Raw genomic sequence first — 16,793 nt, forward strand, 5'->3', positions numbered from 1 at the left:
GGCCTACTCTCCCTCGTCGAGGACCGCGTCGCCGCCCTTGATGTGCCGGGCGGGGTTGTACCCCTGCTCCATCACATCGACCGCCCACAGCATCGACTGGACGCCTTCCAGCTTCGCCAGGCCCGGCGTGGGGCCGAGGCGGAACCCGCCCGGCTGCGGCTTGCCGGACGCCGCGTACGGCAGGAAGTCCAGGGGCGAAGGGCCGGGACTGGGGTAGACGACGCAGTCGGACAGCACGGCGAGCGGGTACAGACCCGTCATCGTGGCCATGTTGCGCAGCTTGCGGTGCATGTTGACCCGGGCCTTGGAGATGACGGCGGCGCGGATGTCGGGCCGCCAGGTCGGCCGCTGAAGCGCCGGCCACCGCTCACCCTCCTTGTATTTCCTTCCCTGGGGGCGCTCGCGGAGCTTGCCGATGCCGCCCTTGACGGTGGCCTTGATGGCGGCGAGGACAGCGGCCATCGCCGGGTCGGTGTCCTTGTGCCGCTCCATCGCCGCCAGGAACTCGGTGTCGGACAGTTCCTTGGTGACGCCGAGGTCGGCGAGGGTGTCGACGTAGGCGCTCTTCAACCGGTCGTGCCACGGGTCCAGATACGCGCCGGTCTCGCGCCGCAGGTACCCCTCGATCGGGGTGACGTTGTAGCCGAGTTCCTGGGCGTAGGCGACGGTGTGTGTCTGGTACCAGGCAGGTCCCGTCGGCCGGGTGCCGTCCGGAGTGAAGGGCGAGGGCAGGCGCGGGTCCACCTCGACGTGGGAGAGGTCGACCAGCCAGGAGCCGGGGATCTTCGGGCTGAACGTCGGGCTCACGAAGTGGTCGGGGGCGGACAGGCCGACGACCAGGCGGGCCGCGGCGGCGAGGAACGCGGTGTTGAGGTCCAGCCCGACCGCGAAGGGCAGGGTGCACTCCTCATCGGTGAGCAGGTCCACCGGCCGCACCCACTGGTACGCCTCCTCGTTCAGGAACCCGCCCGTCCAGCCGGAGTCCACGACGACGGGGTGCTCGGCGGTGGCCTCCGGCGGCGCCGGGTCCATCGGCTCCGTGCCCAGCGAGCCCGGGTTGTAGCCGGACACCCAGTTCCCGGTCGCATCGTCCCGCACCGCGCGGGTGGGCGGGCGCAGCGCCGTCATCAGCTCCAGCCCCGACACCGCCGTCGACCCGCGCGGCGTGATGACCCGCCGGGCGTAGACCCCCAGGACGCGGGCGACGCCGGCCGGCTCCATCTCCGCCACGCCGGGCCAGGACCGCTCATCGAGAGCGTCCCAGGACAGGATCGCCAGCTGCACGCACTGCCGCTCGCGCCCCTGCGCCTTGCGGTAGATCCTCGCCCATGGGCCGAACCCGCGCTGAGTGAGCCGCCACTTCGCCTTCACCACCTCCTTGACCACTGGATGGTCCTCGGGAAGGCGCAGGGACCGGCGCTGCTCGTGGCCTTCCAGGCGCTCCGGCAGCCCGAGCTTCACGGCGGCTGCGGCGGTGAGGACGATCAGAGGGTCGCTGTCCTTGCCGTAGCGGTTCAGCTTTGGCGCTCCGAGGCCGGACTCGCGCAGCGTCCACTCCACCAGTTCCACCACGGTGGTCGCGGGGCAGTCGAGCACGATGCCGTCGAGGCCGTATGCGGAGCCGTCACCGTCCAGGACCGCGAGGGGCCCGTGGGGAAAACGCGGATCGGCTGCGGGCTGAGCTGCCTTCTTCGTGGCCGGACGCCGCGACGGCGCAGCGGGCCAGGGGCTGACGGGGCGAGCCGGCGCCGCAGCCGGAACGGCGGGAGCCTGCGGGACATCTGCCGTCTCCCCCCGGGACGCGGCCGGCTCAGTAGACGCCGCGGGCGCCGTCGCGACACCCGAGGCTGCCGGAGCCGCACCGGGGGCGGGGTACTTCGCCGCCCATCCGTTCAGTAGCCGCTGATAGGCGTCCAGGCGCGGCGACTTCGGCTCGCTGCGGCCGTTTTCCCAGTTCTTCACGGACTGGGTCGTGGTCTTCAGCGCGGTGGCGAGGCGGGCTTGGGTGATGCCGGCGGCCTCACGCAGCCGGGCACGCTCCGCCGGTGGCGGCAGGTGTGGCTCCTCGTTCAGCAGAGCGTCGACGGACGCGAACAGCTCTTCCTCGGATGGCATGACCCCGCACCCCCGCTCCAGGTAATCCTTAACCACGAACTTATCCCATTTCTTAGCCCCCAGGGCTCATCTCCTCCCTAGCGCGGCCGGGCGGGTGCGGCGAAGTTTGTCTGGCGATGGGCTTCGCGCAGCGTGCTTACGGTCGCCGGGGAGGGGAAGTGTGATCGCCATGACGAGCGTGATGCAGCACTACGGTCTGCTGTGGACCGACCCTGACGGCGTCCCGCAGGCGTCGGCCGGCAGGTACGACAAACGCTCGGCGAAGCGTCGCCGCACCGAACTCAAAGCTGTGGGCTGCACACGTGTCCAGATCGTGCCGGTCAGGCCGGGTGACGTTCCCGAGCCGGTTTCCTGAGCGAAGCGGAACGTAGACAGAACCCTGCGATCAGAAGTCCCGTCCAGCAGCCCCGCCACGCAGCAGCGTCGACCAGCCACTGAACTCAGTCGAACAGACCGAGGTCCGCGAGCAGCTGGCGCCGTGCATCGGGCAGCGAGTCTTGCCTGCTGCGCATGTTGCTGCGCCACACTCCGAGCTTCACTACGTGCTCCTGGCCGTCAACCACGATGATCTCTTCGTGGACCCTGGGGACCTTCACGGAGCCCTCGCGGGCCTTGTACTGCGCCAGGGCCGCCACGCCCCGCTCGAAGGCCCCCACGGGCGCCGTGGACGGCCCCGGGGACGCCTGCGGCTGCGGGGCCAGCGGCGTGATGCCGAGCTGCTCCAGGCGCTCGCGCTGCCCGTCGGTCAGGGCATGCCAGACCTCGGGCTTGCGCTGCCGGATCAGCCACTTCCCGATGTCCATGCCGTGCACGGTGACGCCTGGCGTGACGACCGAGGGGTCACTCTCCTCGCGCACCAGCTCGCGCAGTGCGGCGTAATGGCGCTGCCAGTCCGCCGGCCACGCCGGGTCCCAGTCCTCGTCCACGGCCTCCAGCGCCGTCTTCCACTCGGGGTGTCCGTCCAGGGCGCGGGGCCTTCGGAGGTTGGAGAGCCACTGCCCCACGGGCCGGTCCAGCATCTTCGCGGAGCGGGGCGCGCACAGCGTCCAGTGCTGGTCGTAGTAGGCCTTCGCGGCTTCCAGGTTCTCCTGGAACCGTTCATCGGCCAGGGACCACACCATGCCGAGCTTCTCCAGCCGTGCTGCGCGCTGGCCGGTCATCTGCCCTGCCCCATATGCCCTTCGCTGTTCTGCCACCCACTGCCCGAGGGGTGTCGCGCCCTCTCGGTGTCCGTAGGGGACGCGGGCGTGCCCGACGCGCTCAGTGAATTTCTTGAGGGCCGCCCAGCCGCGTGCCCAGTCCTGGCGTTCAGTGTCGATCACATTGAAGGAGACCCAGTCCGCGACCGTGACCGGGTCACGCGGAGCTGCAAAGCGGAGCAGGAGACGGGATTCTTCTTCGCCTTCCTCGGGCGCAGAGCCGATGTTCACGGACGGTTGCGCGACGTCTTTCTGCGGTTCCTGGGGGATGGCGAGCAGTTCCACGGCCTCTTCATCGTGGGCCCGCAGGCCCTCAAGGACTTTCACCAAGGGCCGATACGATCCCGAGGTGAACATATCCTCCGGCTGCTCTCCGTGCTGGAGGAATACGGGCACGATCAGGGAGGCGAGCTTGCCCTGTCCGGGCTTCTGCCGGAGTGCCCGGCCGATGGCCTGGACGATGTCGTGGGGCGCGCCCTTGGGGTCCAACAGGGCGACTGAATCCACGCTTCGAATATCGACGCCCTCGCCCAGAACCCGGCAGTTTGCGAGCACGGCCCGCTGCGCCGTGGACCCGAACGAGCCGAGGACTTCCCGCCGGCGTTCGGGGACGTGCTCGCCGCACAGCCAGTTGGCCCAGATCCGCTTCGGGTACGCCTCGGGCTGATCCGCGCGCAGCTTCGCAGCCACCCGCTCCAGTCCTTCCGCGTACGCCTGTGCCTCGATGGTGCGGTGGTGGAAGGTGATGCACGTCGATAGGTCGTGCTCAGCCATGGTGCGCAGCAATGCGGCCTGGAGGGCTCCGAGGCGCTGCCCGCGGACCTCTTCGGTGTGCCGCTCCTCGCCCATCAGCCGTTCCGGGGTGACGACGGGATCCTTCAGCTCCAGGACGATGATCTGGTACCGCGCCAACAGGCCCCGGGAGACGGCAGAGGCGAGCGAGAGCTTGTACAGGACAGGCCCGAAGACCTTCTCGTCATCCATGGACGCCGCCATCTCCCGAGACAGCGGATCCCGGACCCCCTCGGCAACCTCGCGGTTGAGCCGCTCTTCCCAGATCCGCGGCGTCGCCGTCAGATACAGCCGCCGGTGCGCCGGGATGACGCTCTGGTCGTGGATGTCCGCCCACGCCTTACCCATCGAGCCACTTGTCCGGTGGGCTTCATCAACCACCGCGAGGTCTACTGGATCAAGCTTCTGACCGTAGACACCCTCGAACGCCTCCGCCAGGACACCCAGGCTGGCGTACGTCGCGTAGATGGTCACGGGCCCGGAGCCGTGCCACAACGCCAACTGGATCGGGTTCGTCGTGGAGCGCACTTTCAACGACCACAGTTCCGGATCGTCCTGGAGTGAACACACCGCCACCGCCGGCCCTTTGTGACCGGCCTCGTGCCACGCCCTCACCGTCTGCGCCAGCAGATCCAGCGTCGGCACCAGCACGAGCACACGCCCCCTGGGCACAAGCCGCCTCGCCGACGCGGCAGCCATGATGGTCTTCCCCGTGCCACACGCGGCGTGCACCTGCCCACGAAGACCATTCCAGGGAATTCCACCCGGCGGAACATCAAGACCGCGCACGATGGCAGCGACGGCCTCGATCTGGTGATCACGCAGCTTCACGGCCATGCCCCGTGTTCTCCTTTTCGCAGAATGCAGCGCGTAATAACAAATGGAATCCAGGCGCAAGGTGGCGCGGCGGTATGGGTGTAGCATCTGATCCCAGACTCTACACAGCCACAACTCGTGATGCATCACCCACGCGCCAACTTCATACCTGAGGCTGGTAAATGACTCAATCTCACCCACGAACGCTCGATTGTCCTTATGCTGACAGGCCATTGGTGAGCATGTCGGGACAGGTAGACACGGGGGAGGGGTTCAGGGTGGAGCGCAGCGGAACCCGTCACTACAACGAGGTCGGCACCGGCACCCTGCCAGGCCGACGGTCCGTCCTTTGCTGCCAGCCTCAGGAATCCCGCTTGCGGGATTCCCTCAATTCGCGCTTGCGCGAATTGACACGCACTTAGAATTCCGCTTGCGGAATTCGCTTCCCGCGCAAGCGGGAAGTTGGCGGAGCGTCAGCGGAGCCAACACCCGAAGCGAAGCGGAGGGTGTCACTATGCAGCGCGCCAGCGCTGCATATCCCGCGGAGCGGGATATGCCCCGGCAAGCCGGGGCATAGAGCGCGAATTGCGCAAGCGCAATTCGAATTCCGGCGCAAGCGCCGGAATGGAATTCCGTAAACGGAATTCCGACGGGGTGTCAATTCGCGCAAGCGCGAATTGAGGGCACCCGCGCAAGCGCGGTCGCCACGGCTGGCAGCAAGGGGAAGTGCATCACGTGCGGGCCTGTGTAGCCGCTGGGAATCCCAGCCACCACCCCCACAACGGAAGTGACGGACCATCGGCCCGACAGGTGCCGGCCCCACCACAGTGACGGGCTCCGCTTACGCTCCACCCTGACCCCTCCTCAACTCCCGAAACCCGCACGGACAGGCTCAGCAACACCCCACCAGCGTACAGGACAACCGACCGCTAAGGGGTGAGATTCGGCCATGTATCACCCTGGGGGCGGAAGTTGGCGCAAGAGTGATGCATCACCGTGATGCACTGTGTAGAGTCTGGGTACAGACACCACACCCCCGAGCCGCACTCACCGCGCCGGGATTCCCTTTCCGATTACGCGCACCATTCCGCGAGAAGGAGAAAACGGGGCATGGCCGTGAAACTGCGTGACCACCAGATCGAGGCCGTTGCCGCCATTGTGCGCGGCCTCGATATCCCGCCGGGTGGTATTCCTTTCAATGGCCTGCGCGGGCAGGTACACGCCGCGTGCGGCACGGGGAAGACGATTATCGCGGCGGCGTCGGCTAAGCGGATTGTGCCCAAGGGGCGCATTCTCGTTCTGGTGCCGACGCTGGATCTCCTGGCGCAGACGGTGAAGGCGTGGCATGAGGCCGGGCACAAGGGGCCGGCGGTTGCGGTGTGCTCGCTCCAGGACGACCCGGAGCTGTGGAGCCTGAAGGTGCGCTCCACCACGAACCCCGTGCAGCTGGCGCTGTGGCACGGCCAGGGGCCCGTCACCATCTACGCGACCTACGCCAGCCTGGGTGTCCTCGCAGAGGCCTTCGAGGGCGTCTACGGCCAGAAGTTGGACCCCGTGGACCTCGCGGTAGTTGATGAGGCCCACCGGACAAGTGGCTCGATGGGTAAGGCCTGGGCGGACATCCACGACCAGACCGTCATCCCGGCGCACCGCCGCCTGTACCTGACGGCGACTCCGCGGATCTGGCAGGAGCGGCCCAACTGGGAGGTCGCCGAAGGAGTTCGGGAGGCGCTGCCGGAGGAGATGGCGGCCTCCATGGACGACGAGGCCGTGTTCGGCCCTGTCCTGTACAAGCTCAGCCTCGCGTCGGCCGTCTCTCGCGGCTTGCTGGCGCGCTACCAGATCATCGTGCTGGAGCTCCAGGACCCGGTCGTCACCCCGGACAAACTGATGGGTGACGAGCGGCGCAGCGAGGAAGTGCGCGGTCAGCGGCTCGGAGCCTTGCAGGCCGCGCTCCTGCACACGATGGCGCAGCACAGCCTCCAGACCTGCATCACCTTCCACCACCGGACCATAGAGGCACAGGCGTACGCGGAGGGCCTGGAGCGCGTCGCGGCGAAGCTGCACGCCGACCAGCCGGAGAAGTACCCGGCGCAGATCTGGGCGGACTGGCTGTGCGGCGAGCACGTCCCGGAGCGCCGGCGCGGCGTGCTGGGTGAGTTCGGCTCCACCGCCCGGCGTGCGGTGCTTTCGAACTGCCGGGTCCTGGGCGAGGGCGTCGACATCCGCGCCGTGGACAGTGTGGCTCTGTTGGACCCGAAGGGGGCGCCGCACGACATCGTGCAGGCCATCGGGCGGGCATTGCGGCAGAAGCCGGGGCAAGGGAAATTGGCCTCTTTGATCGTGCCGGTATTTCTCCAGCCGGGAGAGAAACCGGAAGACATGTTCACCTCCGGATCGTATCGGCCGTTGGTGAAGGTGCTCGAAGGTCTCCGGGCTCATGATGAAGAGGCCGTGGAATTGCTCGCGATTCCGCAGGAGCCGCAGAAGGACGTGGCGCAGCCGTCCGTGAACATCGGTCCGGCGCCCGAGGAAGGCGAGGAAGAATCTCGTCTGTTGCTCCGTTTCGCTGCTCCGCGTGATCCGGTGATGGTCGCGGACTGGGTCAGCTTCAATGTGATCGACACGGAGAAGCAGGACTGGGCGCGCGGTTGGGCGGCGCTGAAGAAGTTCACCGAGCGTGAGCTTCACGCCCGAGTCCCATATGGTCACAAAGAGGGCGCATACCCCCTTGGGTCATGGGTGGCAGAACAGCGACGGGCCTACGGCGCGGGACAGATGACCGGCCAGCGCGCCCGGCGGCTGGAGAAGCTCGGCATGGTCTGGAGCGTCGCTGACGAGCGCTTCCAGGAGAACCTGGAGGCCGCGAAGGCGTACTACGAGGACCACTGGACCCTCTGTGCTCCGAGGTCGGCAACAGCCCTGGACAGGCCGGTGGGGCAGTGGTTGAGCAATTTGCGCCGCGCGGGTGCGCTGGACGGCCACCCTGAGTGGAAGGACGCGCTGGAGGCCGTAGACCCGCACTGGAACCCGGAGTGGCCGGTGGACTGGCAGCGGCACTACGCCGCGCTGCGGGAGCTGGTGCGTGATGAGGGCCAGGCCGACGTCCTGCCCGGCGTGACCGTGCACGGGATGGACGTCGGGCGGTGGCTACAGAAGAACCGCCAGCACGCCGTCTGGCAGGGCCTGATGGACGGGCAGCGTGAGCTCCTGGAGGCCATCGGCGTCGTGCCGCTGCCGCCGGAGCAGGCAGCGCCCGCCAAGGCGCCCAAGACGCCTCCTGGCGCCTTCGAGCGGGGCGTTGCGGCCCTGGCGCAGTACAAGGCCCGCACGGGCTCTGTGACGGTCCCCAGGGGCCACGTAGAGGCGTTGCCGGACGGTTCGGAGGTGAAGCTCGGGGTGTTTCTCAGCAACAGCAAGAGCCGCCGGGCCAAGCTGACCGTCGACAAGCTCACCGCGTTGGCCGGCCTCGGGCTGGAGTGGGCGGCAGCGGCAGTGGAAGGAGCGGCGTGATGGCCGCACCCGAGGAAGAGCGGCGCGGGGAGTAAGCCGTGCGGCGGCACGTCCGCAACAGCGCCTTCGAGGAGGCGGAGAGGGTCATCTCGGCTCTGCTGTCCGACCTTGGGGTGCAGGAAGCAAGGTCACAGCTCTGCCCCGGCCTCACGTGGAGCCGGGGCGGGTGAGCCCGAGCACGACCGGGGCCTCCCCTGTGGGGCCGTCTTCGACCCAGAACTGGTGAGCGGAGAGGATCGTGCGCAGGGCTTGGTGCATGGCGGCCTGCTGGGCGTGGACCAGCTCGTCGGGCAGGTGGAGGGAAGCCGTAGCGTCCTGCCGCCACAGCACCCGCAGCGCATGACGACGGCCCGGGACCGGGGCCAGGCCCACCCCGGTCTCCTCACCGTCCGCTGCTGCCTCGAGGCTGTACGGCGGCAGACCGGCCAGCAGCACGACCTCCAGCACCACACACGCCAGTTCCTCCCGCGGGCCGGTGAGCGGTTCACCGCCCGGCACGGCCAGGTGTGCGAAGTAGCGTGCCTGGGTCCGGTGGTCCCCGCCCTGCGGGTGCATCGGCTAGCGCCTCCAGGAGCCTTGGGGATCGCGTTCCGGCATCGTGCTCGGATGTTCGAGTCGGCCTGTGGCAGCATCGGCCAGCCACCTGGCCCATCTGTCGATGAATTCGTCCAGCTCGCCGATGACGAGGGGGGTAAAGGGCCAGGCTGCTTGCCTTGTGCCGATCCCCCCGGCGATCGCCGCGCGCCCTTGTTTGGGATCGAGGGCGAAGGGGTCCATCGCCGACAGCGTGCCGCTGAACGGGTTCGCCATGAAGGCAGTCTCAAACCACTGGTACTGCTCAGCCACCCGGGCATCGGCATACCAAAGAGAGTGACTTCTGCCTTCATAGCCGCGACGGGCCACGGTGGTCTTCACCGTGACCGTCGCGGCGGCGATCACGTCGAACGGCTGTGGCGCCCCCGCGGTTGCGGCCTCAGGGATTTCCTGGGGACCGGTGAGGGCCAGCTCGGCACCGCTGAGGTGCATCGTCCAGCCTCCCGCGCTCTCTCTGTGCACGGTGGCGGTGGAGAGAACACCCGTGATCGCCGTCAGGAGCTGCTCGGAGATGAGATTAAGAGACGTTACTGCCGCTGCGAACAGGTCCTCACGGCGTTCGGTCTCGGTGGCCTGCTCAGAAGCCTGCCGGTCGTCCTCGGCCCGGCGTGCGACCACTTCCCGGTCAGCTTCCGCGAGTGCCGCAAGTCCCCCGGTCAGTGCGCCAGCGGGGATGCGTCGCAGCCGTTCCAGCACGTTGGCGGGCGCAGGTCGCGCCTGCGGAGCCTTGTAGAGACATTCCGTGATCAATGCGGCCAGGAGGGCAGGAGCCGCGGTCAGCGGAGATGGGGTGCCGCGCAGGTGTTGGTCAGCGAAGCCCGCCTCGTCAGGACCGGTGAAAGGGGTGGTGCCCTCCAGGAGTTCGTAGGCGAGAACCCCCAGGGCATAGATGTCGCTTGCGCTGGTGGCCCGCTGGTTCTTCCAGCGCTCGGGAGCCATATAGGCCAGCGTTCCGTGGAACTTGTAAGTCAGCTGGGCGGTGGTGGCTTCGGCGTACCGGGCGATACCGAAGTCGGCCAGACACCAGCGGCCGTTGAGGAGCAGGACGTTCTCCGGCTTGAGGTCGCGGTGCACGACCTGGCCGTCCAGATCGGTCAGCGTCTCAGCGATATCCGTCAGTACGCGTACGGCCTCTTCGAGCGCCAGCGGCCCGTTCTGCAGGTGTGCGCGAAGGGATTTCTTGGCGCGGGGCATGACGAGTACCCAGTGGTCGTCATGCTCGCCGCTGTCGATGACGGTCACGACGTTGCGCACGCCCGGCAGGTCGGTGAACAGCATCTCCCGGTCGGCCCCGGGTCTCTTGGGTACCAGCTTCGCCGCCGCTTCCGTGCCGTCTGCAGAGCGCGCCGCGTATACAGCGCCGAAACCTCCCGGGTCCCCGATGGGCTCGCCCAGGAACCACTCCTGCTTCAGGAGCACTCGCACTTCTTCCACTCCAGTGTCCGTTTCGGGTTCCGGCGCCGGGACGGGTTCGGCGGTCGGTGCCGGCGCCGCCTGTCCGCCGAACATCTTCCGGTCGGCCTCAAGGGCTTGGTGAACTTGCTGACAGGCCTCGCTGACGTAGTCCCGAAGCGATTTGGCGTGCTCGTACCGCACGACCTGGCGCGGGATCTCCATCGTCCAGCTGCCATCTTCCTGCCTGCTGCGTGAGGAAGACAGAAGCGGCTCGTTGGCGATGTACTCCGGCATAAGGCGGATGATCCGAGGGCGCATGTGTGGGAACGCCGCCTGGAGTTCTTCGGAGGTCATCTGGACCCGGGTGACCTCATTCGGCGAACGCGGCGCGTTCCGCCACAACGTGATCATGTGGTGGAGGACCCGCATGAATGGATCACCGAGGTCGTACTTCACTTCATCCAAGGCAAAGGCCGCAGCAGCCGTCAGGGCGATCCTCGTGTCTTCGGCGAGGATGCGCGGGACGTGGGTGGTGAATCCGTACGAGAGTCCGAACGATCCTGCGGGAGCCCCGATACGCGGGAGCGAGTAGAGCACTTCGCGGGGGTTCTCCAGCCCGAACGAACTGGCCCTGTGTTTCACCCACTCCCACATCGGCCACTGACCGTCCGGGTCTTTGGCCTGCTGAGTGCCGATAGTGACCAGCAGGCCGCATTGCCGCCGATCAAGCTCTACTTCCGTCAGGTCGCGCACGGACATCTTGTCGGAGCCCCCCGGGGTGCCGAAGCGGTGGTATTCACGCGGACGCTAGCGGAAGGAGCAGCATCAGGACATTTGGGCTGCTCAGAGGCATAGGTGACCGGTTGTCGGCACAGGGCCAGCTCTTCATGCGGGAACTGACGCCGACGTCGCGCTGTCATTGCACAGCACGACTCCATACACCGGGCCCCGGGGATGCCTTCACTCCCCGGGGCCCGTGGTGTGTCCGGACGCGCGGCCGGGAGGGGCGTCAGCGGTCGATCGGGAGCACCTGGTCCAGGCCACTCTCGCGCAGGATTTGCTGGATGGTGCCGTCCAGCGTGCTTGCCGCGTCGATCACGGACTCCAGGCCGTCGGGCAGCAGGTCCTTCTCCCGGTACCAGTCGCGCAAGTGGTCAGCGGTGACGTGCTTGAGGTACTCGGCATCGGGTTTCGTCGCGTGCCGCAGCAGCGTCTCGGTGTAGGGCACGTGGAGGTAGTAGCAGCGTGAGACACCTCGGTGGGCGCGCACCAGGTCCTGGAGCATCGTGCCGTAACGGTCGGCGTACAGGATGCCCTCCACGACGACGTGGAAGCCGTTGTTGAGCGCGTAGCGGGTGGTCAGGTCGATCAGGCCGATGTTGGCGCCACCGGGCCGGTCGCGTTCGCGCAGCACGATGCGGCGCAGGTTGTCCTGGGCGACGATCGCAAGGTTGCGGCCGAACTTCTCGCGCAGGCCGGCCGCGATGGACGACTTCCCCGAGGCACTGTTGCCCCGGATCACGATCAGTCGCGTGTCCTCCGTTCCTACGGTTCCCGGCACGCTCTCCGTCACGCGTCGTCGCCATTGATGGTCAGCTGCAGTCGGTGCTCGTGGAAGTGGTCCCAGTTCATGAGCAGGCGGAAGCGCTGGTGTGCCTCCAGGCGTTCCGCGTCGGCCGGCTCCTGGCCCCGCTGGACGCGGGCGTCCCCGGAGGCCACGAGTTCGGTGAGGGCGATGCGGACGTCGTCGGCATACTGGCTGGTGGCGGCTGCCAGTCGGTCCAGGGAGGTGAGGGTCTCCTGCGGTTCGCCCAGATCGTCGACCAAGTGGTTGATGAGCCCGTCGACAAGGGGGCCGGTGCGCAAGGTCCAGCGGATCCGGTCGAGCCGCTTGGCGAGGTCGGCGTCCAGGGGCAGCAGGTCACCAGGCAACGGCAGCGCTGGGGGCATCGACCACCGGGTGCCGTCCGGTGTCTCCTCGCGGCGCGCCAGGCCCCACGTCAGGTACAGCTCCGACAGGTCCCGCACGGTTTTGGGCACCGGGTAGCCGGCGGCCGTGAGCATGGCGCCGAACTTCTGCCAGCGATGTGCCTCGTTCGCTTCGCGCCCCTCTGGCGCCTCCTCGTAGTCCCATTCCTCATCGGGCCACGAGAACGTGAGCGCGCCGTCGAGATCGCCGCCGATCATGTCCCAGTGGCCTTCGAAGATCTCCTGAAGGAGGTCGTCCAGGGAGCCGGTGAAACCGGGCTGACTCGCGGTCCCGATCAGCATCGTCAGCGGGAAGCCCTGGCGGGGCAGGACGTGGTCCCAGCCCGAAGCCCACCAGTCGTTGTGCATCGCCAGGTCCCGGCGCGGCCCAGGCACCGACGGGTTCTCAGTCATCCGCAGCTCTTCCTCCAGGAACGGTCAAACGCTTGCAGAGTACGCACTGTTGTGCGCGAGGCGTCACGCGCGCCCAACCCAGGCTTGATGGTGGGACGCGACGTGCAGCCCCTCGCGCAGGCGGCCGCGCAGGACACCAACGCGTGTCCTGCCCTCCACGACCTGCAGCCCGCTGTCTGATGGGTCCAACAGGCGTCGGGCGATCAGGATCGGCGGGCGCAGCCACGTCCCGTGCTCTTCCCAGTGGCGACCCACCTCGGGGCGGCGAACGTTGACCCAGTGCACCGGATTCTCGGCGTAGATCTCGATGCAGCCAGCATCGGACGCTCCGGTCGGCATCTTGCCGAAGTCCGCGGCCGGGATCGTCTCCAGCCGCCACCTGACGTCGCGCAGGGCGATGCCGCCGTAGTCACGCACGAAGGCGGCGTTGTCGCCGTGGTCGAAGAGGAACTGTTCGAGGACGTCGTCGGGCCAGTCCAGGGATGCCAGTGCAGGGTCTGCGCGGAAGCGGTCATAGCTGAGGCCGCCGTCTTCACGGCGTGCCATCACCGGGCTGAGGTCGCTCAACTTCATGCCGCCAGGTGTACCCCAGGTTCCCGACAGGGGTTCCCCTGCTCCCGACGCGCTGCTGCCGTGCCAGGTGCCGGACCTCCATGATGGCGGGATGAACTTGCCGTCCGGAGTGCCAGTGTTCAAGCTGCGGGATGCCATCGCGGAGGCGCTGTGGGCTCACGTCAAGGCCAACCGGCTCGCGGCGGTGTGCGAGTACCTGGGGCTCGCCCCGCAGCAGCCAGACGAAGATCCGTACAACAGCAAGAGGTCCTATGTTCACGCCCGGCTGGAGGGCAAGCCGCTCCCCGATCTGATGGCGATAGCCCGTCGAGTGGTCGATGAGTACGGCGATGACGACCTGCAACAGTTGCTGGCTCAGATGGGACTGCACGGCGTCTCCGGGGAGCTGAAGAACCTCATCTTCGCCGCCGACGGCCCCAAACCGCAGATCGTGCTGCCGGACTCCATCAGCAACACCATCCGCATCGTCAAGAACGAGCAGTATTGCCTGGTGTATGACCAGCCGCTGGAAGACCGCGGGCTGAGCTGGCAGGACTTGGTCACCTGGTGGGTTCGCCAGCATCCCGAGCACTCAGGTGACCCGACACAGGCGCGGATCTCGCTGCGGGAGCGGTTGCGGCGCTCGCTGGGCAACAACGGCGCTGAACTGCTGGTGTTCGACACCTACCTCAAGCTCGGCTTCAACGTCCCGGCGCTCATTCCACAGGTCTACCTCCACTACGACCCCTACACCATCAGCGAGTTGGGCGGAGCCAGCCGCCTTGCCCGACAGAGGATGGACTTCCTGCTGCTGATGAACCATCGGGCCCGCGCGGTCATCGAGGTCGACGGCATCCAGCACTACGCCCGCCCTGCCGGCCGCACTGTGGTGCAGGAGCCTGGCGTCGGCTGGCTTCCTGATCCTGTGCGCTACGCCTCGCTGGTGGCGGAGGACCGCGAGCTCACGCTCCAGGGCTATGAGGTCTACCGCATCGGTGGCCACGAGCTGTGCGGTGACACGGCTGCCGAGATGCTCACCGACTTCTTCGTACGTCTCCTGCGCCGCCACAGCCATGCCGACTCGAGCTGAATACCGCTGACGTATCCAGGCCTCTCCGCTTGCGCAACAAAGCCGGTGTATCTGAAATGCCCATTTCACTACAGTGTTGTGATGACTGAGCAGGAAAAGCTGGTTTCCCTTCAGCAGCGTAGAGCCGTGTGCCCCTACCCGGACTGCGCCACTGGCACCGTGATGGACATGGTCGATCAGCGCATGATCGCTCCGGAGAGCCGTGAGTACGCGTTTGGCGACTTCGGCGACGAGGGGTCGTTGCCCGTGCACCCCCACTCCTCATGGACGCAGCAGGAATGCTGGGTGTGCCAGTTGTGCGGTCGCTCGGTCCTGGAAGTCATCGAGTGCAAGCAGACAGGCTGGGGCAAAGACAGCCGCATCGAAGAGCTGACGCGGCTGGTGCTGTGGCCCTCTCCCCCACCCCGCGTGCTGCCCCCAGACGTACCGGAGCGGATCCGCAGCGCGTACGAGGAAGCGTCACGGGCAGAGAACTCCGGCGCGGCCCGGCTCGCCGGCGTGGGGTACCGGTCGGCGGTGGAAGAGCTGTGCAAGGACCAGGGCGCTACGCATCACACCTTGCACGGAAAGATCCAGGAGCTCGCGGCCAAAGGCTTGCCTGCCGACGTCATCACGGCTCTGGACGAGACGCGAGTCGTCGGGAACGACAGTGTGCATCACGGTGTCGCGTACTCCGCCGAAGAACTCGCTGACATTGCCGAGTTGGTCGCCGAGGCCGCGGTTCTCCTCTACGTTCAGCCCGCGCAGCGACGACGCATGGCGGAATCGCGCAGAAGGCGTCACGAAGCAGCTCAGCAGAACCCGTGATGCACGCTTGCTGCAGTCGACTCAGTGTTGGGCTCAGACGGCGGTTGACGCCTACGTGGTCTGTCTATGCCTCTGAGTCGTCTTCGGCATCCTCGGCCATGGCGATTGCTGTGCTCATGTCGAGTTCCAGACGCTGTGTAGGGAGGGACAGAGACCGCTCTTCTTTACCGCTGACGTTCGTCGCTGTCGCCCGCCATTTCCCGGCGACCGCGTCGGTGGCTGCTTCCTGGATGCTGTAGAGCGTGATCGGGTCGAGGGTGACGGTTTCGTGGGGGCGCAGGTCCACCGGATCAAAGCGGATGATGGTGCGGCCGTCTTCTTGCGTGATGTCTGGTGCATGCAGGGATGGCAACGCGAAGGCCGGCGACCGCCGGGCGGCCATACCCGCGATCATCCCTACCCCGATGGGCATGGTGCCTGTTCCGTACTCCTTGGGCCGGTCCGGCCAGTCGACTTCCTCATCGTCGTCCGCGACGTGAGCCAGGACGGTGCCCGGAAGGCTCAGCACGACTTCGACCTTGGTGAGGTTCTCTTCGCCGGGGTTGGTGAGCTTGAGCGTCAGGGGTGCCACGAGGGCGCGGACCGCGTGTGCCAGGGACTGCTGCATGGCCTGGTCGAAGTCGTTCAGGTACTGCTCCACCTCCTGCCGGAATTCCTCAGGGGAGCGGTAGTCGGAGCTGGCGTTGTACAGCGCCGCGAAAGAGTAGGGACGTGCCGCTGTGCCCTGCTTCCTCGGGCGTGCGGTGTCGAGCTGCTTCATCAGGTCTTTGCGTAGAGAGTCCAGGATGTGGTTGCGCCTGTCCGCTAGGGGAGGCAGCAGGGCGACGGTGCCGGTGACCGGGGCGACGTCGACGTTCACGCGCTTGGCTGCCCGGCGTGCCCGCTCGGTGAGGGCGTCGATCTCGGCTGCGCGGGCAGGCATGGTCTTGCCGGCATACCGGTGGAAGACCGTGCCGGGGTAGAAGTTCTGGTGCTCCTTGCGCAGGGGGTGGATGGGATCACCCCAGCGTGGAGGGAAGACATCGACGAGCATGACGTGCCGTGTTCCCTCGCCGTTGTCGAAAGGGACGTAGGTGAACTGGTAGCGGTCGAAGTCGCCGATGTAGCGCCCCAGCCAGGCGTCGACCTTCTCGATGTCGTGTGTGGCGACCCCGTGCAGAGCCCCTTCCTCCACCCCGACCAGGAGGTAGGCGTGACCTCCGGCCCACTGCGCTGCCACATCGGGCATCCGGTTGGCGAACCCGAGGATCGCCTTCGAGACGGTGAAGGCTCCTTCGGCCTTCGAGACGTCCAGACGGGACTTCCACTCCAGCCAGCGCGTTTCGTCCGCGCTGCCTGCGTCGAGGACGGCTTCGATCAGCGCTCGCTGTCTCTTCAGCCCGACTACTGGTTGGTCTGCCTCGAAGTTAAGAGTCATGGTCGTCCCGAGGTCCTTCGTCTCAGTGAGACCTCCATCATGCGGGGTCGCACTGACAACACCGACCGGATTTCAGCTGGGGCGGCCCTGCCAATGGCAGCGCACCCCCGTGCCGTCGGCG

The 16,793-nt window shown here is 67.3% G+C and carries 12 protein-coding genes; 4 read left to right on the forward strand and 8 right to left on the reverse strand.

Features of this window, described 5'->3' with window-relative positions; genetic code table 11:
• Positions 1-3: 3 nt before the first annotated feature.
• Complete coding sequence (tap, locus tag ACZ9QC_RS42450; protein ID WP_472918011.1) at positions 4-2,115, reverse strand: telomere-associated protein Tap; 2,112 nt, start codon at positions 2,113-2,115, stop codon at positions 4-6.
• Positions 2,116-2,284: 169 nt separating this feature from the next.
• Between tap and ACZ9QC_RS42455 the strand changes: the two genes are divergently transcribed.
• Positions 2,285-2,470 carry a hypothetical protein gene (locus ACZ9QC_RS42455; protein WP_472921968.1) on the forward strand — a complete coding sequence of 62 codons (186 nt, stop codon included), beginning with the start codon at positions 2,285-2,287 and terminating at the stop codon, positions 2,468-2,470.
• A gap of 85 nt (positions 2,471-2,555) precedes the next feature.
• Here the strand turns inward: ACZ9QC_RS42455 and ACZ9QC_RS42460 are convergent, their stop codons facing one another.
• Positions 2,556-4,943, reverse strand: coding sequence for a helicase associated domain-containing protein (locus ACZ9QC_RS42460; RefSeq protein ID WP_472918012.1), 2,388 nt, complete (start codon positions 4,941-4,943; stop codon positions 2,556-2,558).
• 1,089 nt (positions 4,944-6,032) lie between these two features.
• On the opposite strand from ACZ9QC_RS42460, the gene ACZ9QC_RS42465 reads away from it, so the two are divergent.
• Positions 6,033-8,435: a helicase associated domain-containing protein gene (locus ACZ9QC_RS42465; RefSeq protein WP_472918013.1), complete on the forward strand. Its 2,403-nt coding sequence runs from the start codon at positions 6,033-6,035 to the stop codon at positions 8,433-8,435.
• A 147-nt stretch (positions 8,436-8,582) separates the two neighbouring features.
• Here the strand turns inward: ACZ9QC_RS42465 and ACZ9QC_RS42470 are convergent, their stop codons facing one another.
• The 5 genes from ACZ9QC_RS42470 to ACZ9QC_RS42490 all read right to left on the reverse strand — a co-directional run bounded on the left by ACZ9QC_RS42470 (position 8,583) and on the right by ACZ9QC_RS42490 (position 13,379).
• Positions 8,583-8,990 carry a hypothetical protein gene (locus tag ACZ9QC_RS42470; protein WP_472918014.1) on the reverse strand — a complete coding sequence of 136 codons (408 nt, stop codon included), beginning with the start codon at positions 8,988-8,990 and terminating at the stop codon, positions 8,583-8,585.
• Between the two features lie 3 nt (positions 8,991-8,993).
• Positions 8,994-11,177: a serine/threonine-protein kinase gene (locus ACZ9QC_RS42475; RefSeq protein WP_472918015.1), complete on the reverse strand. Its 2,184-nt coding sequence runs from the start codon at positions 11,175-11,177 to the stop codon at positions 8,994-8,996.
• 256 nt (positions 11,178-11,433) lie between these two features.
• A complete protein-coding gene (locus tag ACZ9QC_RS42480) occupies positions 11,434-11,985 on the reverse strand; it encodes a P-loop NTPase family protein (RefSeq protein ID WP_472918016.1) in 552 nt (183 codons plus the stop codon).
• 8 nt (positions 11,986-11,993) lie between these two features.
• Positions 11,994-12,806: a DUF6042 family protein gene (locus tag ACZ9QC_RS42485; RefSeq protein WP_472918017.1), complete on the reverse strand. Its 813-nt coding sequence runs from the start codon at positions 12,804-12,806 to the stop codon at positions 11,994-11,996.
• Positions 12,807-12,869: 63 nt separating this feature from the next.
• Entirely contained in the window at positions 12,870-13,379 is a 510-nt protein-coding gene (locus ACZ9QC_RS42490) for a hypothetical protein (protein WP_472918018.1), read from the reverse strand.
• Between the two features lie 91 nt (positions 13,380-13,470).
• On the opposite strand from ACZ9QC_RS42490, the gene ACZ9QC_RS42495 reads away from it, so the two are divergent.
• Positions 13,471-14,448: a hypothetical protein gene (locus ACZ9QC_RS42495; RefSeq protein WP_472918019.1), complete on the forward strand. Its 978-nt coding sequence runs from the start codon at positions 13,471-13,473 to the stop codon at positions 14,446-14,448.
• Between the two features lie 81 nt (positions 14,449-14,529).
• On the forward strand, positions 14,530-15,255 hold the full coding sequence (locus tag ACZ9QC_RS42500) for a DUF4145 domain-containing protein (protein WP_382104295.1): 726 nt from the start codon (positions 14,530-14,532) through the stop codon (positions 15,253-15,255).
• 64 nt (positions 15,256-15,319) lie between these two features.
• Here ACZ9QC_RS42500 and ACZ9QC_RS42505 read toward each other — a convergent pair whose 3' ends face one another.
• Positions 15,320-16,672, reverse strand: coding sequence for an AlbA family DNA-binding domain-containing protein (locus ACZ9QC_RS42505; RefSeq protein WP_472918020.1), 1,353 nt, complete (start codon positions 16,670-16,672; stop codon positions 15,320-15,322).
• Positions 16,673-16,793 lie beyond the last annotated feature (121 nt).

This window comes from Streptomyces sp. HUAS MS02, assembly GCF_055702265.1.